This window comes from Caballeronia insecticola, assembly GCF_000402035.1.
Lineage (GTDB): Bacteria > Pseudomonadota > Gammaproteobacteria > Burkholderiales > Burkholderiaceae > Caballeronia > Caballeronia insecticola.
This window is the reverse complement of sequence record NC_021288.1, coordinates 145393-171170: the sequence shown is the minus strand read 5'-3', so window position 1 is coordinate 171170 and position 25778 is coordinate 145393. Positions and strand designations below refer to the sequence as shown.

The following is a 25778-nucleotide window of genomic DNA, read 5'->3' as shown; positions in this document are numbered from 1 at the left end:
TTGATTCGTATGCCGAATTAAAAATGTGAGACCGGGCGCGGAAGGCTTCCACAACGCCACAAAATCGACGCAATGTCGAGATTGCCGGTTCGCAGCGCGACGATCGGTAAAGAATCGCAAGACACGGTCGCAATTGAAAGCGTCTGTTACGGCCTGAATCCGAGGCGGGTTCCGTCGACGTATCGGCAAAAGAGAGTGGCCTGCGCTTCTACGGACAGTCATGCCCGGCAAGGCTTCCCGCTTTCGCGGCGTCTGGTTCGATGCGCGATGGGATTGGCTCGACGCCGTCCATTACTCGACCTTCAGGAGACGGATATGGCTACCAGCAATCCACTGACAGACGTACTTGATCGGCGCGTCGAACGTCGCGAAAAGCGCCGTCAGTTTTTTCGCAGCGCCGGCGGATTAGGGCTCGGCCTCGTAGGCGGAACCATTCTCGGCGCATGCGGAGGGGGCTCGGGCGACAGCGCCAACGCGGCGACAGGACCGACCGATCCCGAGATCCTCAACTTTGCCCTGAACCTCGAGTATCTCGAAGCGACGTTCTATGCCTACGCGACCACCGGCGCGGGTCTGCCCGCGAATCTCATGAGCGGCACGGGCACGGCAGGCAAGGTGATTCCGGGCCAGCAGGTGACGTTTTCCGATCCCGTCGTCGCTGCCTATGCACGAGAAATCGCGAAAGACGAGCTCGAACACGTAGCCTTTCTGCGCACCGCACTGGGCGCCTCGGCGGTCGCCATGCCCTCGCTCGATGTCGGCGGCACGGACCCGAACGGCGCGTTCTCGCTCGCGGCGCAGGCGGCGGGACTCGTGCCTGCGGGCACGCCTTTCAACCCGTATCAGAACGACAACTCCTTCCTGCTCGGCGCGTTCATCTTCGAAGATGTCGGCGTGACTGCGTATAAAGGCGCTGCGCCGCTCATCACCAACAAGACCTATCTCGAAGCCGCGGCGGGCATTCTCGCTGCCGAGGCCTATCATGCGGGCCTCGTCAGAACGGTGCTGTATTCGAAGGGAATCCAGACGCCGAGTCTCGTGACCGCGACGCAAGCCATTTCGGACGCGCGCGATTCGCTCGATTCGTCGAGCGACGTCGATCAGGGAATCGCCGGTGTGAATTCACAAATCTCCAATATCGTTCCGCTCGATAACAACGGCATCGCGTTCAGCCGCGGTTACGACGATGTGCTCAACATCGTCTATCTGAACAAAGGTGCGGTCTCGCAGGGAGGCTTTTTCCCCGCGGGTGTGAACGGCACGCTGCATATGAGCAGCGCGTTCGCCTGACGGCAACGGAAGCCCGTCGATTTAAACCGAGAGGAAATGTATCGATGATCAGATTTTCCGATCGCTCTTTTGTCGTCGGGCTTTGCGTCGTGGCCGTGTCGATCGCTGCGTCGTCGTATCTGTTGAAGCATGGGAGACATCATGCGGACCAGTCGGTGTGGTCGTCGCGGCAGCGCGCTTCCGTCGCGATGGGCGTCGTGCGTGAGGCGGCGCCCGCGACGTCGAACGATCGGACCGAAGTCAGCGAAGTGCCGATCGTTGATGCGCCGGCGGAGAACCACGTGACGATCGCCACTCCGGCGAATCGCGCGCGAGACTTCAAAGCCGCCGAGGCTCATCCGCCGCATGTCGCCGCGCGCGTGAAGAAAACTAACGGCGTGAAGCGGCCGGCGGACGTGGCGCAGCAGCATCAGGACGATGTACCGAACGTGAGTGCGCCGGTGCATGAGGCATCGCCGGTCGCGGCTCCGGCGCCCAGTATTGCCGCGCCATCGACCGCACAGGTTGCGAGTCCGCATCTCGATGAGCCGGTCGTGACGTCTGCGCCACGGCCCAAGACGAGAAAGGATGTCGAGGAGGAACTGCGGCAAGCCAGAATGAACGGTTCCCTGCCGCGATTCGGCAATCCTGATCCGTACGGACCCGGCGGCTCGCCGAGCGCCTCGAATAAATAGCTGAATGCGTTCAGCTTTTTGCGGACCGGTAAGCCTGCGGCGCGCTGACCGCTCAGGCACGACATGTGCGATGACTCTGGCGCGCACCATCCAACGACCAGTTCAAAAACGCTCATGCTCAAGCCCCCGAAGGCCAAGGTGCCCGATCTCGAAGACCGGCAGCAACTCCTCAACGCCCGGCGCAACACCAAAATGGCGCGCTCGACGCACGCCTACGTGCGCGGCAACACGATCAAGTTCTACGACTGGCTCGAGCAGGCCGAGATTCGCAGTCTGCCGCACGGCCCGGCAATCTGGATCTGCGGCGACTGCCACACAGGCAACCTCGGTCCCGTCGCCGATGCCAAAGGCCGCATCGAAATCCAGATTCGCGATCTCGATCAGACCGTCATCGGCAATCCGGCGCACGATCTGATTCGCCTCGGACTGTCGCTGGCGACGGCGGCGCGCGGCTCGTCGCTGCCGGGCGTCACCACGATCAACATGATCGAAGCGCTCTTCGCCGGCTACGCGGAAGCGTTCGATAAAGACCGCGAATCCGATGAACCCGTGCGCAGGCCGGAACTCGTGCGCGTCGTGATGCGCGAAGCGGTACGCCGTTCGTGGAAGCATCTTGCGCGCGAAAGGCTCGACGACATTCAGCCCACGATCCCCTTCGGCAATCGCTTCTGGCCGATCAGCAAGAAGGAGCGCGCGGAAATCGAAGCGCTCTTTCGCAACGACGCGGTGGCGCGACTGGCCACCAGCCTGCGCGGCCGCGCGAATAGCGGCGACGTCACGGTGCTGGACGCGGCGTACTGGGTCAAAGGTTGCAGTTCGCTCGGGCGGCTGCGCTATGCAGTGCTGCTCGACGTTGACGGCGGCGTGATCGAAGGCGACGATCTTTGTCTTATCGACATCAAGGAAGGCGTGAAGGCGGCGGCGCCGCGTTATCCCGACACGTCGATGCCGCGTGACAATGCCGAACGCGTGGTCGAAGGCGCGCGCCATCTCGCGCCGCATCTCGGCGAGCGCATGCGCGCAGCGAGCCTGCAAGGCCGGCCCGTGATTTTGCGCGAACTGCTGCCGCAGGACCTGAAGCTCGAGATCGAGCAGATCGGCGAAGAGGAAGCGATGGAAGTGGCGCGCTATCTCGCGCTCGTTGTCGGTCGAGCGCACGCGCGGCAAATGGACAAGAGCACGCGGCGCAGCTGGCTCGCGGAATTGCGACGCTCGAAAACCCGATCGATCGATGCGCCCTTGTGGCTATGGAGCAGTATCGTCGAACTCGTGGGCAGTCACGAGACAGGCTATCTGGAACACTGCAGACGGTACGCGCTCGCGGCCGCTTAAGCTGAAGGCACCAAAAAAATGGCGCAGGCTCTTTCGAGGCTGCGCCATTTTCTTCTGTGCCATCTCAGACAGCCCGCCGCACCATCAATTCCTTGATCTTGCCGATCGCCTTGGTCGGATTGAGCCCCTTCGGGCACACGTCGACGCAATTCATGATCGTATGGCAACGGAACAGACGATACGGGTCTTCCAGGTTGTCCAGGCGTTCGCCCGTCGCCTGATCGCGGCTGTCCGCGATGAAGCGATAAGCCTGCAGCAAGCCCGCCGGGCCCACGAACTTGTCCGGGTTCCACCAGAAACTCGGGCACGACGTCGAGCAGCTCGCGCACAGAATGCACTCGTAGAGACCATCGAGTTCATCGCGCTCCACGGGCGACTGCAGACGCTCCTTCTCCGGCGGCGGCGTATCGTTGATCAGATACGGCTTGATCGAATGATACTGGTTGAAGAACTGCGTGAAGTCGCAGATCAGATCGCGCACCACGGGCAGTCCCGGCAGCGGACGCAGCACGATCTTCTGCGGCAACTCGTTCAGATTCGTCAGACACGCGAGACCGTTCTTGCCGTTGATGTTCATCGCGTCCGAGCCGCACACGCCTTCGCGGCACGAACGACGGAACGACAGCGTCTCATCCACTTCCTTCAGCTTCACGAGCGCGTCGAGCAGCATGCGTTCATGCGTCAGATCGAGCTCGTACGTCTGCATGCGCGGCGCTGCGTCCTTGTCCGGATCGTAGCGATAGACTTCAAAAATTCTCTTTGCCATTTCGATTTCCTTGCGCTCTCGTGCCTTAGAAGGTCCGTGCCTTCGGCGGCACCGATTCGACCGTCAGCGGCTTCATCTGCACCGGCTTGTAGTCGAGGCGATCGCCCTCGCTGAACCACAGCGTATGACGCATCCAGTTCTCGTCGTCGCGATGTTCGTAGTCGCTGTGCGCATGCGCCCCGCGGCTTTCCTTGCGCGCTTCCGCCGACACCATCGTCGCGCGCGCCACTTCGATCAGGTTCGCCAACTCCAGCGCCTCGACCTTCGCGGTGTTGAACACCTTCGACTTGTCCTTCAGATGCACGTGCTTCACGCGCTCGGCCAACTCATCGATCTTGCCGACACCCTCTTCCAGCAGCTTCGAGGTGCGGAACACGCCCGCATGCGCCTGCATGGTCGAGCGGATGTCGTTGGCGATGCTCTGCGTGTATTCGCCCGATGTGGACTTCTCCAGCACCGCGAGACGTTCCATCGCGAAGTCGGCGGCATCGGCCGGCAGCGGCTTGTGCTCTTTCAACTCCTTCGCGTGCTTGATGATGTGATTGCCCGCGGCGCGCCCGAACACGACCAGATCGAGCAGCGAGTTCGTGCCCAGGCGGTTCGCGCCGTGCACCGAGACGCACGAACATTCGCCCACGGCATAGAAGCCGTTGACCGGATCGTTGTAGCCACGCGCCGTGCCGACCACCTGACCATGCATGTTGGTCGGAATGCCGCCCATCTGATAGTGGATGGTCGGCACCACAGGAATCGGCTCCTTGATGCAATCGACGTTGGCGAACTTGAGCGCGATCTCGCGAATCGACGGCAGACGCTTCATGATCGTCTCGGCGCCGATGTGCGACAGGTCCAGCAACACGTGATCCTTGTTCGGACCCACGCCGCGGCCTTCCTTGATTTCCTGATCCATCGAACGCGAGACGAAGTCGCGCGGCGCGAGATCCTTCAGCGTGGGCGCATAACGCTCCATGAAACGATCACCATTCGCATTGCGCAAGATGCCGCCTTCGCCGCGCACGCCTTCGGTGATCAGCACGCCCGCGCCTGCAACGCCTGTCGGGTGGAATTGCCAGAACTCCATGTCCTGCAGCGCGATGCCCGAGCGCGCGGCCATGCCGAGGCCATCGCCTGTATTGATGAACGCATTCGTCGATGCCGCGAAGATACGCCCCGCGCCGCCCGTGGCGAACAGCGTGGTCTTGCCTTCGAGGATATAGACCTCGCCCGTTTCCATTTCGAGCGCGGTGACGCCGAGCACGTCGCCGTCGGCGTCGCGGATCAGATCCAGCGCCATCCATTCGACGAAGAAGTGCGTTTTAGCGGCGACATTCTGCTGATACAGCGTATGCAGCAACGCGTGGCCCGTGCGGTCCGCTGCGGCGCACGCTCGTTGCACGGGCTTCTCGCCGTAGTTCGCGGTGTGGCCGCCGAACGGGCGCTGATAGATCGTGCCGTCCGCGTTGCGGTCGAACGGCATGCCCATGTGTTCGAGTTCGTACACAGCATTGGGCGCTTCACGGCACATGAACTCGATCGCATCTTGATCGCCGAGCCAGTCCGAGCCCTTGATGGTGTCGTAGAAGTGGTAGTGCCAGTTGTCTTCGCTCATGTTGCCGAGCGAGGCGCCGATGCCGCCTTGCGCGGCCACCGTATGCGAGCGCGTGGGGAACACCTTCGAGAGCACCGCGACGGAGAGCCCCGCGCGCGCGAGCTGCAGCGACGCGCGCATGCCCGAGCCGCCTGCGCCCACGATGACCACGTCAAAGCGACGACGCGGCAGGGAAGTCTTGATTGCAGCCATGTTCTTTAAACTCTCCAGAGAATCTGTGCAGCGTAACCGGCGCATCCGATGAGCCACAGGATGGTCAGCACCTGCAGGAACAGGCGCACGCCCATGGGCTTCACGTAGTCCATCCAGATGTCGCGAATGCCGACCCACGCGTGATAGAAGAGGCAAAGCAAGGCTACGAAAGTGGCGAGCTTCATCCACTGGGTCGCGAAGATGCCCGCCCAGCCTTCATACGAGAAGTTGTGCGCGGCGAAGAACCAGAAGAGAAGAATGACGGTGTAGACGGCCATCGCGACCGCGGTGATGCGTTGCGCGAGCCAGTCGCGCAGACCGTAGTGCGCGCCGACGACCAGGCGCTTGGGACCGACTCGATTGTGGGTTGCCATGTTCTTGTTATCTCCTTAGAAGGCGCCGAAGAGCTTGAGCGCCATCGCAAGCGTGAGCAACAGCGACACGATCAGCACGATGAGCGCGGTCTGCTTGCCGCCTTCCTTGTTCACCGCGACGTGCGTGTCGAGCAGCAAAAAGCGAATGCCCGCGCAGAAGTGATGCAGATACGCCCACGACAACACCAGCACGACGATCTTGACGATCGGGTTCGCCAGAAAACCCTTGAACGCCTCGAAGCTGATCTCGGAGGTGAGGCTCTGATCGAGCAGATACAGGATGAACGGCAGACACACGAAGAGCAGCAGGCCGCTCACGCGATGCAGGATCGATACCTTCCCCGCCAAAGGCAGGCGGTACTTCGCGAGTTGACCGATCCCGATGTTCCGGTATTCCGGTCTGGGTTTCTTTAAAGCTTCAGCCACGTTAGACCCCTTCCCAATCTGATTGACGATTCGCGCGCCGGCGATGCACGACACGGGCGCGACTCGCCCAGGCCGGTTCACGTCGAAAAGCGCCCGGCGATGTTTTGGGGAAAAGTTTTTAGCCCGCGCACTGCGCGATAGCGGTATTTTGTCGCGCGATTGATATACTGTCCAATATCTATCTCGTCTTTCTGAAATATTTTATAAAGATATCGCATGGAACTGCGTCATATCCGCTACTTTCTGGCCGTCGCAGAGGAGCGTAACGTGACGCGCGCGGCGGAGCGGCTCGGCATCGGTCAACCGCCGTTGAGCCAGCAGATTCATGCGCTGGAGGACGAACTCGGCGTGCGGCTCTTCCGGCGCACGGGGCACGGCGTCGTGCTGACCGAAGCGGGCGAAGCGTTCGCCGTCGATGCCAAACGCCTCATGAACGACGCACGCCTGGCCGTCGAAAAGGCGCAGAGCGCGGGGCGCGGCGAGATCGGGCAGCTCAATATCGGCTTCACGGGGTCGGCGGCGTTCAATCCGGTCGTGTCGAAGCTCATCCGCTCTTACCGGCAGGCGTACCCGAACGTCACGCTCACGCTCACCGAAGGCAATACGGCGCAACTGCTCGCTCATCTCGATGCAGGCCGCGTGGATGTAGCGTTCGTGCGCCTCGGCAGCCAGTCGCCCGCGGGCGTGCAGATCCATCACATCGCCATCGAGCCGATGAAAATCGTGCTGCCCGCCACGCACAAGCTCGGCAAAAAGCGCAAGGTGCCGCTTGCGGCGCTGGCGGACGACCCGTTCGTATTGCTGCCGCGCGAAGCGAGCCCGACCTTGCACGATGTGATCATCGGCGCGTGCCGTGAAGCCGGTTTCGAGCCGATCGCCGGGCAGCAGGCGCCGCAGCTTTCGTCAGTCGTGAATCTGGTCGCGGCGGAATTCGGCGTGTCGCTGGTGCCGGCGTCCGTGTGTCAGATACAGGTCGATGGCGTCGCCTACACCGATGCCCTCGGCAGCGCCATCACCATTCGTCTGGCATTGGCCTCGCGCATCGACGCAACGGCCGCCAAGACCGCCAACTTTCTCGACATCGCGCGGCAGGTCGTTACGTCATCGGCGTGACATTGTCATCAGAACAAGCGCGCATTGCATTCGACGCATTTTCGTCCAACACTTCAGTTCGCAAGAAGAGCGTCAAGAAGGCCGAATCCTTACACCGAGGAGCAAGGTCATGCGCGAAGAAATGAAGCATCCGCTGCAATGCACGCCCGCGTGCCGCCGAAGATTTCTGAAATCGGTTGCATCCGCAACTATCGCCGGCGTGGCCGCGCCGCCGCTTCTCATGACCTCCGCCCATGCCGATGCGTTGACGCACGCGCAGCGCGACAGCATGACGCCGGAGCAAATCATCGCGTTGATGAAGCACGGCAACGAGCGTTTCCAGAGAGGCGAGCGTAAAGACCGAAATTATCTGCGCGAACAGAAAGCAAGCGCGAAGGGCCAGTATCCGGCGGCCGTGCTGCTCAGTTGTATCGACTCGCGCGCGCCCGCGGAAGTCATCATGGATCTGGGTATCGGCGATATCTTCAATTGCCGAATCGCGGGCAACATCGAGAACGACGATATTCTCGGCAGCATGGAGTTCGCGTGCAAGCTGATGGGCGCGAAAGTGGTGCTCGTGATGGGGCACACGTCGTGCGGCGCCATCAAGGGCGCTATCGCTAATGCCGAGCTGGGTCATCTCACTGCCCTGCTCGCGCGCATCAAGCCCGCTGTCGATGCCACGCAGTACGACGGCGAACGCTCGGCGACCAACTACACGTTCGTCGATAAAGTGGCGCGCAAGAATGTGGAACTGACCATTGCGCAGATTCGCCGCGACAGCGCCGTGCTCGGCGAGATGGAGAGCCAGCACACCATCAAGATCGCCGGGGCGATGTACAACCTGAGCACGGGCGCGGTGGACTTCTTCAGTTGATCAGCTCTCGACGCGTTCGCGAGCCGCTTGCGTGTGCTCGCGAACTTCGCGCGAAGCCTTCCAGTATTCGGTCTTCACGCCGATGTCCTCCGACACGAAGGGCTTGCCGCGCGTCGTACGGTAATTGGCGAGCGCCTTGTACACGAGACGTTGCCCGATCAGCAGGATCGGCACGTTGAGCAGCACCATCACGATGTTCATCAGATCGGAAAGCGCCCACAGGTTCGGCAATTCGAGTCCCGCGAGCACGGTCAACGCGCCGAACGGAACGAACACGAGCGAACCGACGACACGAATCCCCGTAATGAAGCCGCGCCCACGCGAGATGAAGTTGGCCGAAATCTCCGCGAACGAAATCATGCCCAGCAGCGTGGTGAACGCGAACAGGCCATAACACACGCACATGATGATCTTCACGACATGCGCGACCGCCACCGGCACGAGCGTTTCGACCGAAGCGAGATAGACCGTGATCTTCGACGCTCTCACCGACTCCCACGCTTGCCCGTCGATGGTGCCGGTCCACACGTGCGCCATCACGACGATGAAGCCGGTCATCGTGCAGATGACCATCGTGTCGAAGAACACGCCGAGGCTCTGCACGAAGCCTTGTTCGCAGGGGTGATCGTTGTCGGCGATGGCGGCGGCCATCGTGATGGTGCCCTGCCCCGCTTCGTTCGACATCAGCCCGCGCTTGACGCCTTGAGCGAGCGCCGTGCCGATCGCGCCGCCGAACAGCGCATGAGGCGCGAACGCGCCGACAATCACTTCATGAAAGAAGTACGGAACGAGCGGCAGATTGATCAGGATGATGACGAACGACATCAGGCAGAACAGCGTCGCCTTGATCGGCACGAGCACATCGGTATAGGCGGTTACGCGGCGAATGCCGCCCATGATGATGAACGAGCACGCCGCGATGAGCACGGCCGCGATGACGTAATACACCGTCGACTGACGCGCGAGATGCTGGCCTGTGACGGTATCGGCGATGGTGCCGATTGCGGTGAACACGTTGAACGTTTGCGGCGGCACGTTGAAAAGCGCATAGACGATGAACACGATCGACAAAAACGTGCCGACGATGCGCGTATCGCCCAGAATGCGCCGTCCGTAGAAAGGCAGTCCGCCGACGAACTCGTCGTGCTTCTTTTCCTTGAAGAGCTGCGCGAGGGTCGATTCCATGAATGCGGTGGCCATGCCGAAGAACGCGGCGACCCACATCCAGAACAACGCGCCCGGTCCGCCCACGGAAATGGCGCCCGTGATGCCGACGATATTGCCCGGCCCCGCGCGCATCGCAAGCCCGAGCATGAACGACGCGAGCGCACTGACGCCGGTTTTCGACGACTGCCGCCGCAGCATGATGCGCACGATCTTGCCGACGTTCATCGTCTGGATGAAGCGCGTGCGGATCGTGAAGTGAACGCCGACGCCCACGAGCAAGAGGATCGCGAACGAGAACTGCCCGATCACGGGGATCTCTGCGTAGGCCTTGAAGTTGGTCGGAAAGTCCCAGAGAAAATCCGAGATGGGTGCGATGAAAGCGAACAAAGCATTCACGGAATGGAAAAGTTCTTCCACGCGAGCGGTCCTTCTTGAAGTGCGAATCCAGAAGGCTGGAATTATACGGCTCGCTCGCGTGTGGTCAGACAAAACGCTGAAAGCTGGTTTTCGGTGGCGAAGCTGGCAAAGGCCGGGGTGAGAAAAGACCGTTAGTTGCAATCTAATTAATGATGAAACCGAATCGCGCGCGGATGCCATCGCGAGCCCGCGCGCTTATCGGCTGAAACGAATCAGTTCAGCGCGACCGCAGCCGCCGCGCCCACCGGCGAGCCTTCGATCGCAACCGACTTCCGTCCATCGGGACCGACGGGCACGTCGCCGACGAGCGTCGTGCGATAAAGCTGCCGATCGAAGTCGAGATCGAAGATATCGGTCGGCGCGAGATGCGCCGTCGTGCGGTTGTCCCAGAACGCGATGCTGCCCGGCTCCCATTTGAAACGCACCGTAAACTCCGGCCGCGTGACGTGTTCCCACAGCAGTTCGAGCAGCGCCTGGCTTTCGCGCGGCGTCAGACCGGCGATCTGCTTGAGGAAGCCCGGGCTCACATACAACGCGCGCTCGCCGGTCTCGGGATGCACGCGCACGAGCGGATGTTCGCTGACGAGCGTGTGATCGTCGACGGCTTTCCTGAACGCATCCGTGCCGCTCGCGCCCTGCGGCGGCGTGAAGCGATGCACACCGCGCAAACCATCGACGAACGCGCGCAGCGGCGCGGAAAGCTTCTCGTATGCGATCACGAGATTGGTCCACTGCGTGTCGCCGCCATAAGGCGGAATCGTCACGCCGCGCAGGATCGACGCAAACGGCGGATTCACCGCGGCGGTGACATCCGTATGCCAACCCGTCCAAGGACGCAGCAACGACTGCCCTTCGAAACGCGTGGCCTTGCGGTACTTGGATATCGAATAAATCTCCGGATGACCTTCGACATGACCGAACACGGGATGCCCCACCGTCAGCTCGCCAAACTGCGCGGAGAACGCGACGTGCTGCTCGTGCGACAGGAATTGCTCGCGAAAGAAGATGACGCGCCATTCGAGCAATGCAGCGCGTATCGACTTCACCTGATCGGCAGACAACGGGCGTGTCAGATCCACGCCGCCGATTTCCGCACCGATATGCGCCGAGAGCGGCTTGACGATCACTTCCGTTTCATAGGCTTGCGCGGCTGCATTCACGTTCGGACTCCTATATATATTTCGATAAATGGTATGGGGCGTTCAACTGCCCTGCGCGTTGGGGGCGTCGGCGAAGAAGTAATCGCGCCATGACTTCGGCTCGTGCCGGATCACGCCGACCTTGTGCAAGAAAGTGCCCAGTTGAAGCGTGTTTTGCGGCGACGTCCCGAAGCTCGCTTCCTTGTCGTTCAGAATGCGCTCGACGAACGCGGGCGATAGCTTCGAGCCGTCCTGCCGAATGTAGATGGCCGCGGCCTGTTCGCGATCATTGCTGACGAGCTTGGCCGCGTCTTCGAGCGCCGCGCGCACGGCGGCATAGGTCTTCGGATTGTCCTTGCGCCATTTCGCGGACGTGACCACCACGCTCGCCGTCGACGGACCGCCGAGAATATCGGTGGAACTCACGACCTTATGGATCTTCGGGTTTTCGAGTTCCTGATACTGATAAGGCGCGTTCGAGAAATGCAGGTTGATGACCGAGTTACCCGACAGCATCGCGGTCGTTGCATCGGCGTGCGGCATGTTGACTTCGAAGCGGTCGAGCTGCGCATAGTTCGCGTCGCCGAACGCCTTGGCCGATGCCATCTGCAGAAGCCGCCCTTGCTGCGACACCGCGACCGAAACCACCGCAATGCGATCCTTCTCGCCGATATCCCTGATGCTGCGAATGCGCGGATCGTTGGACACGAGATAGACCGGCACCGCGCTTTGGGCCGCCATCGCGCGAAAATCCTGATGCTCGCGCGTGCGATCCCAGATGGTCATGAGCGGACCGATACCGATCGTCGCGATATCGGCGGCTCCGGAAAGCAGCGCCTCGTTCACGGCCGCGCCGCCCGAGAGCGTGTTCCATTGCACGTCGATGTCGAGTCCCGTGCGCGCGCCCTCTTTCTCGATGAGCTTCTGGTCCTTCACCACTTTCAGCAGCAGCGAGCCGATGCCGTATTGATCGACGATGCTCACGCGGCCCTCGGCATGCGCGGGATGCATCGGCCATGCGAATGCCGCCAGCCACGCGCAGATCGCGAAGAAGCGGTGCAGCGAACAGGTTGTTGTCATGCGGGGATGTCGTGGAAGAGCGGCGGCAAGCACTCAATGTACAAGCCGCCTCTTCGCACGCGAACGAAGAAATCGCGATACGGATAGCTTCGTTTGCGATAAGCGCCGGAGAGGCGCTCACGACGATTCAGGATTTGCGATGCAGGCGCGTCGTGCACTGCGCCAGAGCGGCGGCGCAGTGCAGCGCGGCGTCTTACCAGTGATAGTTCATGCCGGCGAAGACCTGACGCCCGTAGCCGAACGCGCACCAGCTGCCGTAATAGCAGGACGCCACATACTCCTTGTTGAACAGGTTCTGCGCGTTCACGTACAGTTCCGCGCCCTTCAACTGCGGCGTGGCGCGGCCGAGGTCGTAACGCAGCGTGGCATCGACCAGGAAGAAGCTCGACACCTTGAAGCTGTTGTCGGAACTGTAAGTCGTACCCGTATAACGTCCACCCGCGCCCGCCGACAAGCCCGCGAGCGGCCCGCGATTGATCGTGTAATACGCCCACAACGAAGCCTGATTCTGCGGCACGGCGGGCAGATACTTGCCTTCCAGTCCACTGTTGTCCTGCGTGTACTTGGTGCTCAGATACGTATAGCTCGCGGTGACGTTCAACGAATCCGTCAGGCTCGCCTTCGCTTCGAGTTCGAGACCGCGCGAGCGCGCCTCGCCGACCGCCGACTGGAAGTTCGGATTCGCTGCATCGACGGTCAGAAGGTTCTTGCGCGTCAGATCGAACAGCGCCGCCGAGAAGAACGCGTTGTAGCCCTTCGGCTGGAACTTGATGCCGATCTCGTACTGACGTCCGCGCTCGGGTTCGAACTGCTTGCCGGTGATATCGGTGCCCGCTTGCGGCGTGAACGATTCGGTGTAGCTGACATACGGCGCGATGCCGCTGTCGAACACGTAGCTCAAGCCGGCGCGGCCCGTGAACGCGCGATCGAACTGATGCGACTGCAAGCCGTAAGTCGTGTTGTTCGAATCGCTGCTCGCCCAGTCTTCGCGGCCGCCCAGCGTCAGGATGACGTGGCCCCAGCGCGCCTGATCCTGCGCATAGACGCCGTACTGCGTCCCGCTCAGCACCTGATGATAGCGATCGGGCGGCGTGATCGTCTGGTTGTAGTTCGGCGCGAACATGTCGAGCGTCGGCGCGGTGCCGAAGCCCGTATCGAAGTTGCTCGCGTAATGCTGATAATCGAAGCCGAACAGCACCGTATGATCGATCGGACCGGTCGAGAAATTGCCTTCGATCTGATTGTCGAGCGTGACGGTATTGAGGTTGTCCTTTGACGCCGCGGTGCCGCGATCCAGCGTGCGCAGATCGTCTTCGAGCGCGCTCGCATACACGCTCTTGTAGTCCTGCGCGAGATGCAGGAAGCGGCCGTTCGCGCGGAACGTCCACGCGTTGTTCAGCTTGCGATCGAACTTGTAGCCGATCGATTCCTGCACGCGATTGAAGCTTTCGAAGTTGTGATCGCCGTCGTAGAAGTCGCTCGGCAGCTTGCCGTTCGGATTGAAGAGCACCGTGCCTTGCGGCGGCACGCTGCCATACGACGTGCTGCGCGGATCGTGCTGATAGAAGCCGAACAGTGTGAGCGATGTCTTGTTATCCGGCCGCCACGTGAACGACGGCGCAATCGCGATGCGCTTGTTGTATGTCGATTGAACCTGCCCGTCTTCGGTGCGCGCGATACCGGTGATACGGAACAGATAGCGCTGATCGCCAGCGATCGGTCCGGAGAAATCGAACTTGGCCTGCTTGTGCGCATAGTTGCCGAACTCGATGCCGACTTCGTGCAGCGGTTGCGTCGTCGGCATCTTGCTTTCCTGATCGAGCAGCCCGCCCGCGGCCGCCTGACCGTACAGCACGGATACCGGACCCTTCAGCACTTCGATGCGCTCCAGCAGATACGGATCGACTTGCGGCGTCGCGTACCAGGCGTTGTCGAGCATCTTGAGCCCGTTCCAGTACTTGTCGGCATCGAAGCCGCGCACCTTCAGCATGTCATAGCGCGTGGCCACACCGCCGCGCGTTTCCGGCGTCACGCCCGAGACATAGCGCACGGCTGCATTGAGCGTCTGCGCGTTCTGCTGATCCATCTGCTGGCGCGTGACGACCGACACCGACTGCGGCGTTTCCAGCAGCGACGTACTGCCCTTCAGCGCGCTCGATTCGCGGGCGACGTAGCCATTCGTCGGACCATATGGCTGGTCTTCGTTCTGCGCCGTCACCTTGACCGCGGGAAGCGTGCTTTCGTTCGCGGTCGCCGTGTCGGCTGCATCGGTTGCATCGGTTGCTGCGGTGCCCGTCGACTGCGCGTAAGCGAGCGGCGCTGCCGCGAACAGCAGCAGCGCCGCCAGCTTCAAAGGCCGTAACGCGATCGAATTCCTTTCGTCTGATCTCATACTCTTCTCTTGGATGCCGTTGCGTGTGTAAATGCGAATCGTTATTATTAGCGGGACGAATTGTGACGCGACGTTTTATATTTGTAAAGAATCTATTCGCGCGTTTTTGTCCGGAAACCACAGGTCGGACCGAAAGGAAGTTGAAAACAATTAGGGCGCGACGCGATTGGTCTCGGATGCCGCTACCATGAAAGCGGGCGACGCGCGGTCGCGCGTCGTCGTCATTCGACTCGCCCATGCGGGGGCACGACATGAACACTTACGTGCTCGGCCATTCCGATCCGGAAGTGCAGCGGCTCGAAAATCAGGCGCGCTTCATCGGCGATTTGACCGATGACATCCTGCGCCGCGCGGGTCTCGCGCCCGGCATGCGCGTGCTCGATCTGGGATGCGGCACGGGCGATGTTTCCTTCCTCGCGGCATCGCTCGTGGGCGCGGGAGGAAGCGTGCTCGGCATCGATCAGGCGCCCGGGGCAATCGAGAAGGCGCGCGGGCGCGCTACGCTCGCGCATCTCGATCAGGTGCGCTTCGAGGTGGGCAGCGTGGCGGACTATCAGATCGTCGAGCCGGTGGATGCCGTCGTCGGCCGTTTGATCCTGCTTCATCTGCCCGATCCCGCCGCGACTCTGCAACGCCTGGCCGCGCAGACGAAGCCCGGTACGCTGTTCGTGTTTCACGAGATGGACATGAGCACGGCGCGCTCGATGCCCGAGGCGCCGCTTTGCGCACAAGGCATGCGCTGGATCTACCAGACGTTTCGGCGCGCCGGCGTCGAGACCGACATGGGATCGAAGCTCTACACGACGTTTCGCCGCGCGGGCCTGCCCGATCCGCAGATGCTGCTGTCGGCGCGCTTCGAAGCGGGACCCGACTCGTTCGCGTATCAGTATCTGACCGAGGTCCTCAGAACCTTGCTGCCGCTTGCCGAACGCTCAGGCATTGCGAGCGCGGCCGAAGTCGGCATCGACACTTTCGCCGATCGCCTGCGCAACGAAGTGCTCGCGCTCGATGGCGTGCTTCAACCGCCGGCTTTCATCGGCGCGTGGGCACGCACGCGGACGTAGCGTCCTGATCCGGCGTCAGGCTTGCGCGCTTTTCTGCGGCTTCTTCTTCGTTTTCGACTGGTTGTATTCGATCGCCGCGCGTACGAGTTTCTTGAGCGCCTGCGCGTCGATCTTGTCGCCTTCGAGGAAGTCGATCGCGCGACGCGCATTGCCTTCGAGGCCTGCGTTGAAGAGCTTATGCGGATCGGGAAGCTGCGCGCCGTTCGCGAACGTCAGCTTCACTTTGCCCTTGTGCGCATTGGCGACCGCGATCATTCCATCGCGATACCACACGGGGCTGCCCATGTACTTCCATTCCTCGACGATCTCCCGATCCGCTTCGAGAATGATCTTGCGTACCTGCGCAAAGGTGTCGCGGCGCCAGTCGGTGATGCCCGCGATCAACTCGTCGATTCGTTCCGATGCGTTCATGGATCTCCGTCCTTCGCGTTCTAGTTATGGATCGATGACGACAATATTAACTTAGCCTCTTCGCGATGAGGCCGAACGTTGCGATGATCGGGCGTCGACGCTTCAGGGCGCGTTGCCGTCCAGCCGAGACCGCGCACGTTGTGAATGACGGAGCGTCCGAAACGCTTGCGCATCGAATGGATGAGCACGTCGAGTGCATTGCTTTCCACTTCGCGCCCCCAGCCGTAGATGCGCTCTTCGAGCTGAGCGCGAGTGAGAATCGCACCGGGTCGTTCGAGCAGCGCGTGCATGAGCGCAAACTCGCGTGCAGACAGCGTGAACGCCACGCCCGCGCGGCATAACGTGCGGCAGTCGAGATCGAGACTCATGGATTCGTCGCCGATACGTGATGTTGCATAACCCGCCTGACGACGCAACACCGCACGAATGCGAGCAAGGACTTCGCGCACGTCGAACGGCTTGAGGACGCAGTCGTCGGCGCCGACATCGAGACTGCGCACGCGCGTCTCCGGGTCATCGCAGGACGTGAACGTCAGCACCGGCACTTTATTGCCCGACTCACGCGACGCCCTGAGCAAGTCGAGACCGCCGCCGCACAGAAGCCCGAGATCGAGCAGCACGACGGCGTAATAAGCGGCATCGATGGCGAGACCGCCTGCTTTCGCATCACGTACCCAGTCCACGCAGTAACCGACTGCCTTCAGGGCTTTAAACAGGCTTTGACCGACGGTCAAATCGTCTTCAACGAGTAACACGCGCATGATGTTCCTTCTTCTTGTTCCGACGTTCGTCGTATTTCGTTCAGAAAGATGAAACATCAACGCATGCCCTTTTACTAAGGACTACATTTCATTTTGCCTGATGTTTCCACACGCTCGCCGATGCTCTATTTCATTCCTGAGACCGGTCGAGCTAAAGCAGTTTAGAAGCGTTCGATTCGAAAGTCTGTCCTCACGAAACGGGACAGTCGTTTGCGCTAGCCCAGCAACGCTGCGAGCGCGACCAGTTCGCGCTGATTGCCGATGCCGAGCTTCGCGAGCGCGCGCTGCTTGTACGTCACCACGCTTGCCGGAGAAAGCGCGAGCATCGCACCGACTGTCTTCGCCGTCTCGCCGCGACCGAGCAGTCGCGCAACGGAACGTTCACGCTCCGAGAGCGCCGTATGCCATTTGATCGACACTTCGCGCGGCACGCTTGGCGTCGACAAGAGCTTCGTATGTGTCGAGGCGAGTGCGGCGAGCAAGTCGCCAAAGGCAGAGACGCAAGCCTTCTCGCGCTCGCTGAAGCGGCCCATCGCCGTGGATTTATAGAGGCTTAAAAAGGCCGTGTGATCGGACCCGGGCGCCACGATCGAAAGCTTGTCCGCGATGCCCGGCTCGATGAAAAAACGCTCGTAGTACTCGACATTCGACTGGCGATTGAGCGCAAGCGGACGCACGACGGGCGCGGCAAGCGAAGCCGATTCCGTGCACGAAAATTCGCGCACCAGCGGGTCCTCGCGATAATAGCCGCCCACGTAGGCTTCCGTTAAGCGCGTTGCAACGTGCCTGGCTTGACGACTGGCGAGCGCCGCAATGTCCGCATGTCGCGGCATGACTTTCACGAGCACGCAATGCTCGATGTCGACAAGACCGCCAAGCGCCGCAATCAGGCTATTGCCGAAATCGACGGTGCCCGCTGCTCGCACGCAATTTGCAAAAGGGAGGATGTCTGCATAGTCTCGCGGATTCATAGATGCCCATTGCCCTGAAAACGATGCCATAAGGTCGCGCTCAGGACGCGTGAGCCAGTTGCCATCTGAGCGCTGGAAGGCAACTGCGCGCGAGGCGTTAATCGTCAAACAAAACGGCCGCGCGCTTCGAAATCGTGATGAAGCGGACATGTAAGTCCACTTGCATACCAGTCATCGAGTGGGGCGTATCTTAGGAAGGGGCAAGCCATTGCGTCTTGGCGATTTACCTAAGTTCGCATGACGATTTCGGCATAATCGCGCGATTCGAAACGAACCTGCTTTCTTAGCGTTTTTTTGCAGCGGGCTTAGCACGAGCTTAGATCGAACGTTCATTAGCGATTGTCGTTTCTCGCTTGGAGCGCGTCGTTTTTAGCTAAGAAGCATGCTTAAAAAATGGGCCGAAAACTGTGCACGTTATTGCGCGCCATCGCCAGGTTTGACGGTACCGTCGGCTTGCGGGACATCGATCGGTTTGACCTCGACGGGCGCCGTGCCGTCCTTCTTCAAGCCGAGCTTGTCCGCCGTCTTGGGCGACACATCGACAATACGGTCTTTAACGTAAGGACCGCGATCCCTGATTTCCACCACGTCGCTGTTGCCGTTCTCGAGGTTCGTGACCTTCGCCTTGGTGCCGAGCGGAAGCGTCTTGCTGGCGGCCACATTCGACTGCGGATTCATCTGCGTACCGTCGGCCATCTTCTTCTTATAAAAATTCCGGCCATAGTACGAAGCCTTGCCTTTGCGCGTCTTGCCGGAGCGATCGACGCTGTGACCTTGAGCCGCTCGATGATTCGCGTGATTGCCATTCGTGGGCTCCGCTTGTTCGGCAGACAACGCCGGGCTTAGCGGGTTTATAAGGCACGACAACACCAGACACATGAGCGGTCCGGTCCACCCACGGTTAAAGCTGAAGCGAAAGCCAACACGATTACTTTTCATGTGCGCCTCACGTCTGATCAAGCGGACAAACATCGCGACATGCGAGTAGCAGTTATCGGTCCGCTTCTGTCTGCTCAATGCGCGTTTTGTGGTTGCGCCATCGCTTCATGCGTGCGGCAGCTTGTATAGTTCACGAGCCTGTCAACCCGTCATCATGGGAAGCGTATGAATCATAGGAACAGAAGGCGTCTCGTACTCGCTGGTGGTATCGCCATGACCGCGCTATGCATGAACGCATGCACGACCACCGGTCCCTCATCCGGTGAAAACGCAGCGGCCACCGCCGACAGCCGCCGGGCCATCGATGCCTCTGTGGATTCCACCTTGCAGCGGCTGTATGCGTCCGTCAGCGGGTCGCGCGAACTTGTTGGCAAAGCCCACGGCGTGCTTGTGTTTCCGAGAGTGATCGCGGCGGGCTTCTGGTTGGGCGCGCAGTATGGCGAAGGGGCGCTGCGTGTCGATGGCCGCACCGACGGCTATTACGATCTCGTCGGCGGGTCGTTCGGCTTGCAGATCGGCGCTCAATCTAAAGCGCTGATATTCGTGTTCCTGACCGACGACGCCCTCGCTCAATTCAAACGGCGCGATGGCTGGGCGGCCGGCACGGACGCGACGGTCGCCGTGCTCAAGCTCGGCGCAAATGGTCAGCTCGATACGACGACAGCGACCAGTCCTGTCGACGTGTTCGTATTGACGAACGCCGGCCTCATGGCCGGCGTCTCTCTCGAAGGCACGAAGATTACGCGAACGACTCCGTGAGCGTTCAGCGCACCGGCGCGCGCGAGGACAGCGACGCATTCGCGCGCCGGTTGCGCAGCACGTAGCCCACGCCCAGCACGGCGAGCCAGACAGGGATCAGATAGACCGAGATGCGCAGATCGGGAATCAGGCACATCACCACCAGAATGCCGCCCAGGAAGGCAAGACACAGATAGTTGGTGAGCGGGTAGCCCAGGCTGCGGAACAGCGTCGTTTCGCCGGCACGGGCCTTCGCGCGACGAAAGCGAAGATGGATGAGGCTGATCATCGCCCAGTTGATGATCAGCGCCGACACGACGAGTCCCATCAGCAACTGAAACGCTTCGCCCGGCATCAGGTAGTTGATCAGCACGCATGCGGCCGTCGCCAGTGCGGACACGCCGAGCGCGACGAGCGGAATGCCGCGCGCATTGACCTTGAGCAGCGCGCGCGGCGCGTTGCCTTGCTTGGCGAGGCCGTAAAGCATGCGGCTGTTGCAGTACACGCCGCTGTTATAGACCGACAGCGCCGCCGTGAGGACAACCGCATTGAGTACATGCGCGACGAAGTTGCTGTTCATCGCGTGGAAGATCAGCACGAACGGGCTTCCGCCGCTCACCACTTTCTGCCACGGATACAGCGAAAGCAGCACGCCGAGCGCGCCCACGTAGAAAATCAGAATGCGATAGATCACCTGATTGGTCGCGCGCGGAATGGTGTGCGACGGATCATCGGCTTCGGCTGCGGTAATGCCGACCAGTTCGAGCCCGCCGAACGAAAACATGATGACGGCCATGGCCATCACGAGACCCGAGACGCCGTTCGGAAAGAAGCCGCCGTGACGCCAGAGGTTGGTCACGCTCGCTTCCGGTCCGGCATGGCCCGACACCAGCAGATAGCCGCCGAAACCGATCATGCCGACAATCGCCACGACCTTGACGATCGCGAACCAGAATTCGAGTTCGCCATACGACTTCACGCTCGACAGATTGATCGCGTTGATCAGGCAAAAGCATACGAGCGCGGAGACCCATGTCGGGATGCCCGGCCACCAGTACTGCACGTAGATGCCGACAGCCGAGAGCTCGGCCATCGACACGAGAATGTAGAGCACCCAGTAATTCCAGCCCGACAGAAAGCCCGCGTATTGCCCGCAGTACTTGTCCGCGAAATGGCTGAAGGAACCGGCAACCGGTTCGTCGACGACCATCTCGCCCAGCTGCCGCATGATGAAGAAAGCGACGATGCCCGCGATCGCGTAACCGAGCAGGACCGACGGTCCCGCCGATTTGATCGTCTGGGCGATGCCGAGAAATAGCCCCGTGCCGATCGCGCCGCCGAGCGCAATCAACTGAATGTGACGGTTCTTCAAGCCACGCTTGAGCGTGCCGTGTCCTTCATGTGCCACGTGTCTCTCTCCTTTTCTGCGTTTTTTGCGATTGATTCCTCACGCTTCGGAAAGCAAGCGTGCGCCGCTCGTTCAGGGCAATCAGTGTAAATTTCTTGCCGCACAATATGATTTCCTAAGAACCGCAGACAAACCCTAGTTTGGGCATTCGGATTTCCTCATCGGACCTTTTGGAGAAATTAAATTGCAGACCATCGAGATCGATCGTATCGACGTGCGTCTACTCGGGATCCTGCAAACCCGCGGACGCATCTCCAACCTCGAACTCGCCGAGGCCATCAATCTGTCGCCCGCGCAGACGCTGCGGCGTCATCGGCGGCTGGAAGAAATGGGCGTGATCAAGGGCTATGAAACGCGGCTCGACGCGCAGGCGCTCGGCTTTGGCGTCGTCGCCTTCATTCAGGTGACGATGGAACGCGGTCACGTGCGCGATCTGGCGAAATTCAAGGGCGCCGTCGGCAAACTCGCGGAGATTCAGGAGTGTTTTGCCGTCACCGGCGATATCGATTACATGCTCAAAGTCATCGCGCGGGATCTTAAACGCTTGTCCGAGTTTCTGCTCGATACGCTGATGCGCATTCCGGGCGTCAACGGCGTCAAATCGAGCGTGTGTCTCGACGAACTCAAATGCGTGAGCGCGGTGCCGCTTGAGTCATAAACCCGCCACGACCCGCCTGCTCACGCATACGACGCGAAAATACTTGACAATTTCGTTGGGAATTTGCAGAATATGGGATAGTTTCAAGAAGTCGATTGCTGCTCATCAATAGTCCGCCTGTCGTTCGTCGGTATTCGTTGTCCACTCCCTCCTTGATGCTTCCCCTGCTCAATCGAGCAAAACTTATTTACTAAAGGATTTTCATGGATACCGGTACCGTCAAGTGGTTCAACGACTCCAAGGGTTTTGGCTTCATCACTCCGGATAAGGGCGGCGACGACCTGTTCGCTCACTTCTCGGAAATTCGCAGCGAGGGTTTCAAGAGCCTGGCCGAAGGCCAAAAGGTGAGCTTCGAAACGAAGCGCGGCCCCAAGGGCATGCAAGCATCGGACATCAAGCCGCTGTAAGCGTTTAGCGTAGCACCGCGGGATTCGCTGGCCGGATCCCGCAGCATCTCCGAAGTCTCTCTCTTCTTCGCCACGCATCCAGCGTGACGATGTCAAAACGTTAGATTCTCCTCGGCTGGCATCGCGCCAGACATCCCGTTCTCAGGCTCCCTGCATTTGAACGGCTGCATTCACATTAAAAACATAAAACTCATGGCATCTACTCAAAGCTACCGCGGCTATGCGGTGCACCCTTCCGCACATCGTTTGTGCGACGAATCGTTTTCGGCAAACCTGTTAATCAAACGCGCTGACGGACACTCATCCGACTCGCAATATCGGTTTTTCTCGCTCGGCTATTTTCCGCAAGAGGCGCAGGCGATCGCTTACTCGCGCCGTTGGGCACGGGACTGGATCGACACGCGCGGATAATCTGACGCGTTAGGGCAGCGGCAGCGACCGGCCGTCCTAGGGACGCCCCACGCAGCGAACATTCGAACGAATGGTCGCCCGCCCAAGCAATAAACGGTTGTCTATCATCGGTTGAGGCCCGGGCTGCCCACGGTGAGCTTCAGACGCTGCGCCTGATCAAGTTGCAGAATGAACGACGGACGCGCACGCACGAACAGCGTCCGCACGTCCGCGCTCGCCGTCGAGCGAATATAGTCGTCGACGGTATTGACCAGACGCTTCAGATACACCAGCTCGCGATCGAGATAGGCTTCGTCGAAGTTGTAGATGCCGGTGTCGTCGAGGCGTGCGAGGTCTTCGGCGCTTTGCTTCGTCAACGCGTCGCTTATTGCGCTGCGTTGCGGCTGCGCGCCCAATCCCTGCGTCAGCGCGACGATCTCCTGATTCACCTGCCCATGCTCCGCCACGATCCGCCGCGCGTACGCCTGCAGGCTCGCGGAGCGCGTTCGGCTCAACGCCAGATTCCCCGCCGCGATCTCGGCCTGATTCGCCACGAACACCACACCCAGCATTTGCGCGTCGGTCGAAGGCGCGCTCTGGCTGCGCGCGTGCCCCGTCCACACAAGCAGCAAGAGCCATGTCATGGCGATTGCGCCGCGCTTCATCGTCGTCTCTCCGTCATGGGCGTGCAAAGGTAGCGTGCGTTCATGTGTCGCATCGTGCCTTTTGCAGTGTTTGTTGCATAGACTTGTTGTAATCTCAGACAAAGTTTCGGACACGAAAAGCAGGCGACGCCCGGTTCGCAGAAATTCACGGGAGCCGAGCCTGTCAGCCCCGGTTATCGACCGCTCGTTCGATAGCCCGATGCGCATCGGAGGAAGCAATGGACTCTGCCTTTGACGTCTATGCGGGATACCAGATTTCGGTCGCCACGCGGCGCAACGAACGCGGCGCATGGGTCGCCGACCTCGACGTGCAACGCGACGGCAAGTCGCCGTTCGCGTGGCCCGAAACCGTTCAGCCCGAATGGAGCACCGCGAACGAGGCCCTGCGCGACGGGATCGAGCGGGCGCGGCGCGTGATCGCGCAGCATCTCACGCCCGCCGACAATCATTCGTGGGTCGCGACCCGCCAGCATGCGCAGACGTGGTTCAGCGCGGAGGCGGAGCGTCTCTCAGGCAACGTCTTCACACACACCAAATAAGCCCGTTCCTTGCTTGCGGATGCCTCGCTTTGCGGAGGCATGCGGGCATTTGCATGCTTGAACCGTTCGACCCGATCAACCGCTGCACGCAATCGAATCTCTTCAGATGCCCAACAACACACCAGAACCACAAGCCGTCTGTAATCCGATTTCCCGAAGTGCCATCTTTATCGTCGCCACGGTGGCGCGCGGCGAAGAACGGGCCGCGACCGTGCGCTCGTGGTGCGGCGATATCGCGGCGCTGGTCCGCGCGGTCGGCACGCGTGCACCGAGCGCGAATCTCTCGTGCGTGTGCGGCTTCGGCGCGGACGCGTGGGACCTGCTCTTCGGCGCACCGCGTCCGGCGGGGCTGCATCCGTTTCGCGAGGTCGGCGCGGGCGATCGGCGCGCGATCGCCACGCCGGGCGACATCCTGCTGCATATCCGCGCGGATCACATGGACCTGTGCTTCGAGCTTGCGTCGCAAATGCTCAACAAGCTGGGCGATGCGGTCACGGTCGTCGATGAAGTGCACGGCTTTCGTTACTTCGATCTGCGCGACATGGTGGGCTTCGTCGACGGCACGGAGAACCCGACAGGCCGCAGCGCCACGAACTACACGATCATCGGCGACGAAGATGCCGATTTCGCCGGCGGCAGCTACGTGATCGTGCAGAAGTATCTGCATAACCTCGACGCATGGAACGGACTCACGGTCGAGCAACAGGAGTTGATCATCGGGCGCGAGAAGTTGTCGGATGTCGAACTCGACGAATCGATCAAGCCGTCGTGCTCGCACAGTTCGCTCACGACCATCGACGAAAACGGTCAGGAAGTGAAGATCCTGCGGCACAACATGGCCTTCGGGCGACCCGGCTCGAAGGAGTTCGGCACGTATTTCATCGGCTATGCGAAGACGCCGAAGCCTATTGAACAGATGCTCGAAAACATGTTCGTCGGCAGGCCGCCGGGCAATTACGACCGCCTGCTCGACTACAGCCGCGCGGTGACGGGCGGCCTGTTCTTCGTGCCGTCCGCCGACTTGCTGGAAGAACTTCCCGACAGAACGCCGGCCGCCGCGCCATCTTCCATCGATGAAAGCCATCAGGACGATCACGAAGAAAGCCGCGACGGCACGTTGAACATTGGCTCACTCAAAGGAACGCCACAACATGAATAACCTGCATCGAGAGCTCGCACCGGTCTCAAGCGCCGCGTGGTCGCAGATCGAGGCGGAAGTCGCCCGCACATTCAAACGGTCGCTGGCCGGCCGGCGCGTCGTCGACGTGAAGGAGCCCGGCGGCACGGCGCTGTCGGGCATCGGCACGGGGCATCAGAGCAATATCGCATCGCCCAAACAGGGCGTCGGCGCGAAGCTGTATGAAACGAAGTCGCTCGTGCAACTGACGGTGCCGTTCACGTTGCAGCGCGAGTCTATCGACAGCGTGGAGCGCGGCTCGAACGACGGCGACTGGCAACCGGCGAAAACCGCCGCGAACGAACTCGCGCTCGCCGAAGACAGCGCGATCTTCGACGGCTACAAGGCGGCGGGCATCGTGGGCATCCGCGAGGGCAGCTCGAACGCGCCGACGATGCTGCCCTCAGACGTCGCCGACTATCCCGCCGCCATCAGTCAGGCGCTGGAGCGGCTGAGGCTCGCGGGCGTCGACGGTCCCTACTCCGTGCTGCTCGGTGCGGATGCCTATACCGCGCTTGCCGAAGCGAGCGATCAGGGCTATCCGGTGATTCAGCACATCAAGCGCATCGTGAGCGGAGACCTCGTCTGGGCGCCCGCGCTGCAAGGCGGCTGCGTGCTCTCGACGCGCGGCGGCGATTACGAACTGCATATCGGACAGGATCTGTCGATCGGTTATTCGAGCCATACCGATACGACCGTACAGCTCTATCTTCGCGAGACGCTGACGTTCCTGATGTTGACGAGCGAAGCTTCGGTGTCCATCGCGGCGGGTGAATAGCCGCATCAGAACCCATCGAACGATAAAGGAACACATGGGGAGAAC

The 25778-nt window shown here is 61.0% G+C and carries 27 protein-coding genes; 13 read left to right on the top strand and 14 right to left on the bottom strand.

All coding sequences use genetic code 11. The annotated features are described in order from the left end of the window. The first annotated feature begins 315 nt into the window (after positions 1–315). The 3 genes from BRPE64_RS21530 (at position 316) to BRPE64_RS21520 (ending at position 3296) form a co-directional block, all read left to right on the top strand. Positions 316–1290: a ferritin-like domain-containing protein gene (locus BRPE64_RS21530; RefSeq protein WP_044042838.1), complete on the top strand. Its 975-nt coding sequence runs from the start codon at positions 316–318 to the stop codon at positions 1288–1290. 44 nt (positions 1291–1334) lie between these two features. Further along, positions 1335–1964 carry a DUF4148 domain-containing protein gene (locus BRPE64_RS31960; protein ID WP_016346965.1) on the top strand — a complete coding sequence of 210 codons (630 nt, stop codon included), beginning with the start codon at positions 1335–1337 and terminating at the stop codon, positions 1962–1964. 114 nt (positions 1965–2078) lie between these two features. Further along, positions 2079–3296 (top strand): DUF2252 domain-containing protein, encoded by a 1218-nt coding sequence (locus tag BRPE64_RS21520; RefSeq protein ID WP_016346964.1) that lies wholly within the window; start codon positions 2079–2081, stop codon positions 3294–3296. A gap of 64 nt (positions 3297–3360) precedes the next feature. Here the strand turns inward: BRPE64_RS21520 and BRPE64_RS21515 are convergent, their stop codons facing one another. Genes BRPE64_RS21515 through sdhC form a run of 4 tightly spaced genes read right to left on the bottom strand, consistent with a single transcriptional unit; the run spans position 3361 to position 6663 of the window. Next, entirely contained in the window at positions 3361–4062 is a 702-nt protein-coding gene (locus BRPE64_RS21515; RefSeq protein WP_014193767.1) for a succinate dehydrogenase iron-sulfur subunit, read from the bottom strand. Between the two features lie 25 nt (positions 4063–4087). Further along, on the bottom strand, positions 4088–5863 hold the full coding sequence (gene sdhA, locus BRPE64_RS21510; protein WP_016346963.1) for a succinate dehydrogenase flavoprotein subunit: 1776 nt from the start codon (positions 5861–5863) through the stop codon (positions 4088–4090). A 5-nt stretch (positions 5864–5868) separates the two neighbouring features. After that, complete coding sequence (gene sdhD, locus BRPE64_RS21505; protein WP_016346962.1) at positions 5869–6237, bottom strand: succinate dehydrogenase, hydrophobic membrane anchor protein; 369 nt, start codon at positions 6235–6237, stop codon at positions 5869–5871. Between the two features lie 15 nt (positions 6238–6252). Then, positions 6253–6663 carry a succinate dehydrogenase, cytochrome b556 subunit gene (sdhC, locus tag BRPE64_RS21500; protein WP_044043012.1) on the bottom strand — a complete coding sequence of 137 codons (411 nt, stop codon included), beginning with the start codon at positions 6661–6663 and terminating at the stop codon, positions 6253–6255. A gap of 216 nt (positions 6664–6879) precedes the next feature. Here sdhC and BRPE64_RS21495 point away from each other — a divergent pair, with 216 nt between their 5' ends. Further along, positions 6880–7776: a LysR family transcriptional regulator gene (locus tag BRPE64_RS21495; protein ID WP_016346959.1), complete on the top strand. Its 897-nt coding sequence runs from the start codon at positions 6880–6882 to the stop codon at positions 7774–7776. 109 nt (positions 7777–7885) lie between these two features. Continuing rightward, on the top strand, positions 7886–8632 hold the full coding sequence (locus tag BRPE64_RS21490) for a carbonic anhydrase family protein (protein WP_016346958.1): 747 nt from the start codon (positions 7886–7888) through the stop codon (positions 8630–8632). Here BRPE64_RS21490 and BRPE64_RS21485 read toward each other — a convergent pair whose 3' ends face one another. From BRPE64_RS21485 to BRPE64_RS21470, 4 genes are all read right to left on the bottom strand, one after another. Next, positions 8633–10216 (bottom strand): alanine/glycine:cation symporter family protein, encoded by a 1584-nt coding sequence (locus BRPE64_RS21485; RefSeq protein WP_016346957.1) that lies wholly within the window; start codon positions 10214–10216, stop codon positions 8633–8635. A gap of 212 nt (positions 10217–10428) precedes the next feature. Further along, positions 10429–11376, bottom strand: a complete 948-nt coding sequence (locus tag BRPE64_RS21480; protein ID WP_016346956.1) for a TauD/TfdA dioxygenase family protein — start codon at positions 11374–11376, stop codon at positions 10429–10431. 42 nt (positions 11377–11418) lie between these two features. After that, positions 11419–12435, bottom strand: a complete 1017-nt coding sequence (locus tag BRPE64_RS21475; protein ID WP_016346955.1) for an ABC transporter substrate-binding protein — start codon at positions 12433–12435, stop codon at positions 11419–11421. Positions 12436–12628: 193 nt separating this feature from the next. Further along, the gene (locus tag BRPE64_RS21470) at positions 12629–14827 is read right to left on the bottom strand and encodes a TonB-dependent siderophore receptor (RefSeq protein WP_044042837.1); all 2199 of its coding nucleotides are present in this window, start codon (positions 14825–14827) and stop codon (positions 12629–12631) included. Between the two features lie 251 nt (positions 14828–15078). Between BRPE64_RS21470 and BRPE64_RS21465 the strand changes: the two genes are divergently transcribed. Then, positions 15079–15891 (top strand): class I SAM-dependent methyltransferase, encoded by an 813-nt coding sequence (locus BRPE64_RS21465; protein WP_016346952.1) that lies wholly within the window; start codon positions 15079–15081, stop codon positions 15889–15891. Positions 15892–15906: 15 nt separating this feature from the next. Here BRPE64_RS21465 and BRPE64_RS21460 read toward each other — a convergent pair whose 3' ends face one another. The 4 genes from BRPE64_RS21460 to BRPE64_RS21445 form a co-directional block, all read right to left on the bottom strand. Continuing rightward, the gene (locus tag BRPE64_RS21460; protein ID WP_016346951.1) at positions 15907–16302 is read right to left on the bottom strand and encodes a DUF1801 domain-containing protein; all 396 of its coding nucleotides are present in this window, start codon (positions 16300–16302) and stop codon (positions 15907–15909) included. A 20-nt stretch (positions 16303–16322) separates the two neighbouring features. Then, entirely contained in the window at positions 16323–17063 is a 741-nt protein-coding gene (locus BRPE64_RS21455) for a response regulator (RefSeq protein ID WP_084675792.1), read from the bottom strand. 215 nt (positions 17064–17278) lie between these two features. Continuing rightward, on the bottom strand, positions 17279–17989 hold the full coding sequence (locus BRPE64_RS21450; protein ID WP_016346949.1) for a response regulator transcription factor: 711 nt from the start codon (positions 17987–17989) through the stop codon (positions 17279–17281). A gap of 459 nt (positions 17990–18448) precedes the next feature. Further along, positions 18449–19051 (bottom strand): septal ring lytic transglycosylase RlpA family protein, encoded by a 603-nt coding sequence (locus BRPE64_RS21445; RefSeq protein ID WP_232519293.1) that lies wholly within the window; start codon positions 19049–19051, stop codon positions 18449–18451. Positions 19052–19138: 87 nt separating this feature from the next. Between BRPE64_RS21445 and BRPE64_RS21440 the strand changes: the two genes are divergently transcribed. Next, a complete protein-coding gene (locus BRPE64_RS21440; protein ID WP_044042835.1) occupies positions 19139–19732 on the top strand; it encodes a BPSL1445 family SYLF domain-containing lipoprotein in 594 nt (197 codons plus the stop codon). Positions 19733–19736: 4 nt separating this feature from the next. On the opposite strand, the gene BRPE64_RS21435 is transcribed toward BRPE64_RS21440, so the two are convergent. After that, entirely contained in the window at positions 19737–21119 is a 1383-nt protein-coding gene (locus tag BRPE64_RS21435; RefSeq protein WP_016346946.1) for an amino acid permease, read from the bottom strand. 184 nt (positions 21120–21303) lie between these two features. Here BRPE64_RS21435 and BRPE64_RS21430 point away from each other — a divergent pair, with 184 nt between their 5' ends. The 3 genes from BRPE64_RS21430 to BRPE64_RS33765 all read left to right on the top strand — a co-directional run bounded on the left by BRPE64_RS21430 (position 21304) and on the right by BRPE64_RS33765 (position 22595). After that, the gene (locus BRPE64_RS21430; RefSeq protein ID WP_016346945.1) at positions 21304–21777 is read left to right on the top strand and encodes an Lrp/AsnC family transcriptional regulator; all 474 of its coding nucleotides are present in this window, start codon (positions 21304–21306) and stop codon (positions 21775–21777) included. Between the two features lie 203 nt (positions 21778–21980). Beyond that, the gene (locus BRPE64_RS21425; protein WP_016346944.1) at positions 21981–22184 is read left to right on the top strand and encodes a cold-shock protein; all 204 of its coding nucleotides are present in this window, start codon (positions 21981–21983) and stop codon (positions 22182–22184) included. 192 nt (positions 22185–22376) lie between these two features. Further along, positions 22377–22595, top strand: a complete 219-nt coding sequence (locus BRPE64_RS33765; protein ID WP_084675791.1) for a hypothetical protein — start codon at positions 22377–22379, stop codon at positions 22593–22595. Between the two features lie 104 nt (positions 22596–22699). On the opposite strand, the gene BRPE64_RS21415 is transcribed toward BRPE64_RS33765, so the two are convergent. After that, a complete protein-coding gene (locus BRPE64_RS21415; RefSeq protein ID WP_016346942.1) occupies positions 22700–23239 on the bottom strand; it encodes a DUF4142 domain-containing protein in 540 nt (179 codons plus the stop codon). 218 nt (positions 23240–23457) lie between these two features. On the opposite strand from BRPE64_RS21415, the gene BRPE64_RS21410 reads away from it, so the two are divergent. From BRPE64_RS21410 to BRPE64_RS21400, 3 genes are all read left to right on the top strand, one after another. Continuing rightward, on the top strand, positions 23458–23778 hold the full coding sequence (locus BRPE64_RS21410; protein ID WP_016346941.1) for a DUF6566 family protein: 321 nt from the start codon (positions 23458–23460) through the stop codon (positions 23776–23778). A gap of 106 nt (positions 23779–23884) precedes the next feature. Further along, a complete protein-coding gene (locus BRPE64_RS21405; RefSeq protein WP_044042834.1) occupies positions 23885–24937 on the top strand; it encodes a Dyp-type peroxidase in 1053 nt (350 codons plus the stop codon). Continuing rightward, a complete protein-coding gene (locus tag BRPE64_RS21400) occupies positions 24930–25733 on the top strand; it encodes a family 1 encapsulin nanocompartment shell protein (protein ID WP_016346939.1) in 804 nt (267 codons plus the stop codon). Before BRPE64_RS21405 ends, BRPE64_RS21400 begins: the two co-directional genes overlap by 8 nt. Positions 25734–25778: the final 45 nt, after the last annotated feature.

Bases quoted from the DNA above. Each gene is read 5' to 3' on its own strand.
- BRPE64_RS21415 (WP_016346942.1), bottom strand. From the start codon at position 23,239: ATGAAGCGCGGCGCAATCGCCATGACATGGCTCTTGCTGCTTGTGTGG.
- BRPE64_RS21410 (WP_016346941.1), top strand. From the start codon at position 23,458: ATGGACTCTGCCTTTGACGTCTATGCGGGATACCAGATTTCGGTCGCC.
- BRPE64_RS21530 (WP_044042838.1), top strand. From the start codon at position 316: ATGGCTACCAGCAATCCACTGACAGACGTACTTGATCGGCGCGTCGAA.
- BRPE64_RS21520 (WP_016346964.1), top strand. From the start codon at position 2,079: ATGCTCAAGCCCCCGAAGGCCAAGGTGCCCGATCTCGAAGACCGGCAG.
- BRPE64_RS21490 (WP_016346958.1), top strand. From the start codon at position 7,886: ATGCGCGAAGAAATGAAGCATCCGCTGCAATGCACGCCCGCGTGCCGC.
- BRPE64_RS21460 (WP_016346951.1), bottom strand. From the start codon at position 16,302: ATGAACGCATCGGAACGAATCGACGAGTTGATCGCGGGCATCACCGAC.
- BRPE64_RS31960 (WP_016346965.1), top strand. From the start codon at position 1,335: ATGATCAGATTTTCCGATCGCTCTTTTGTCGTCGGGCTTTGCGTCGTG.
- sdhA (WP_016346963.1), bottom strand. From the start codon at position 5,863: ATGGCTGCAATCAAGACTTCCCTGCCGCGTCGTCGCTTTGACGTGGTC.
- BRPE64_RS21455 (WP_084675792.1), bottom strand. From the start codon at position 17,063: ATGCGCGTGTTACTCGTTGAAGACGATTTGACCGTCGGTCAAAGCCTG.
- BRPE64_RS33765 (WP_084675791.1), top strand. From the start codon at position 22,377: ATGGCATCTACTCAAAGCTACCGCGGCTATGCGGTGCACCCTTCCGCA.
- BRPE64_RS21425 (WP_016346944.1), top strand. From the start codon at position 21,981: ATGGATACCGGTACCGTCAAGTGGTTCAACGACTCCAAGGGTTTTGGC.
- sdhD (WP_016346962.1), bottom strand. From the start codon at position 6,237: ATGGCAACCCACAATCGAGTCGGTCCCAAGCGCCTGGTCGTCGGCGCG.
- BRPE64_RS21470 (WP_044042837.1), bottom strand. From the start codon at position 14,827: ATGAGATCAGACGAAAGGAATTCGATCGCGTTACGGCCTTTGAAGCTG.
- BRPE64_RS21405 (WP_044042834.1), top strand. From the start codon at position 23,885: ATGCCCAACAACACACCAGAACCACAAGCCGTCTGTAATCCGATTTCC.
- BRPE64_RS21400 (WP_016346939.1), top strand. From the start codon at position 24,930: ATGAATAACCTGCATCGAGAGCTCGCACCGGTCTCAAGCGCCGCGTGG.
- BRPE64_RS21515 (WP_014193767.1), bottom strand. From the start codon at position 4,062: ATGGCAAAGAGAATTTTTGAAGTCTATCGCTACGATCCGGACAAGGAC.
- BRPE64_RS21465 (WP_016346952.1), top strand. From the start codon at position 15,079: ATGAACACTTACGTGCTCGGCCATTCCGATCCGGAAGTGCAGCGGCTC.
- BRPE64_RS21440 (WP_044042835.1), top strand. From the start codon at position 19,139: ATGAATCATAGGAACAGAAGGCGTCTCGTACTCGCTGGTGGTATCGCC.
- BRPE64_RS21475 (WP_016346955.1), bottom strand. From the start codon at position 12,435: ATGACAACAACCTGTTCGCTGCACCGCTTCTTCGCGATCTGCGCGTGG.
- BRPE64_RS21495 (WP_016346959.1), top strand. From the start codon at position 6,880: ATGGAACTGCGTCATATCCGCTACTTTCTGGCCGTCGCAGAGGAGCGT.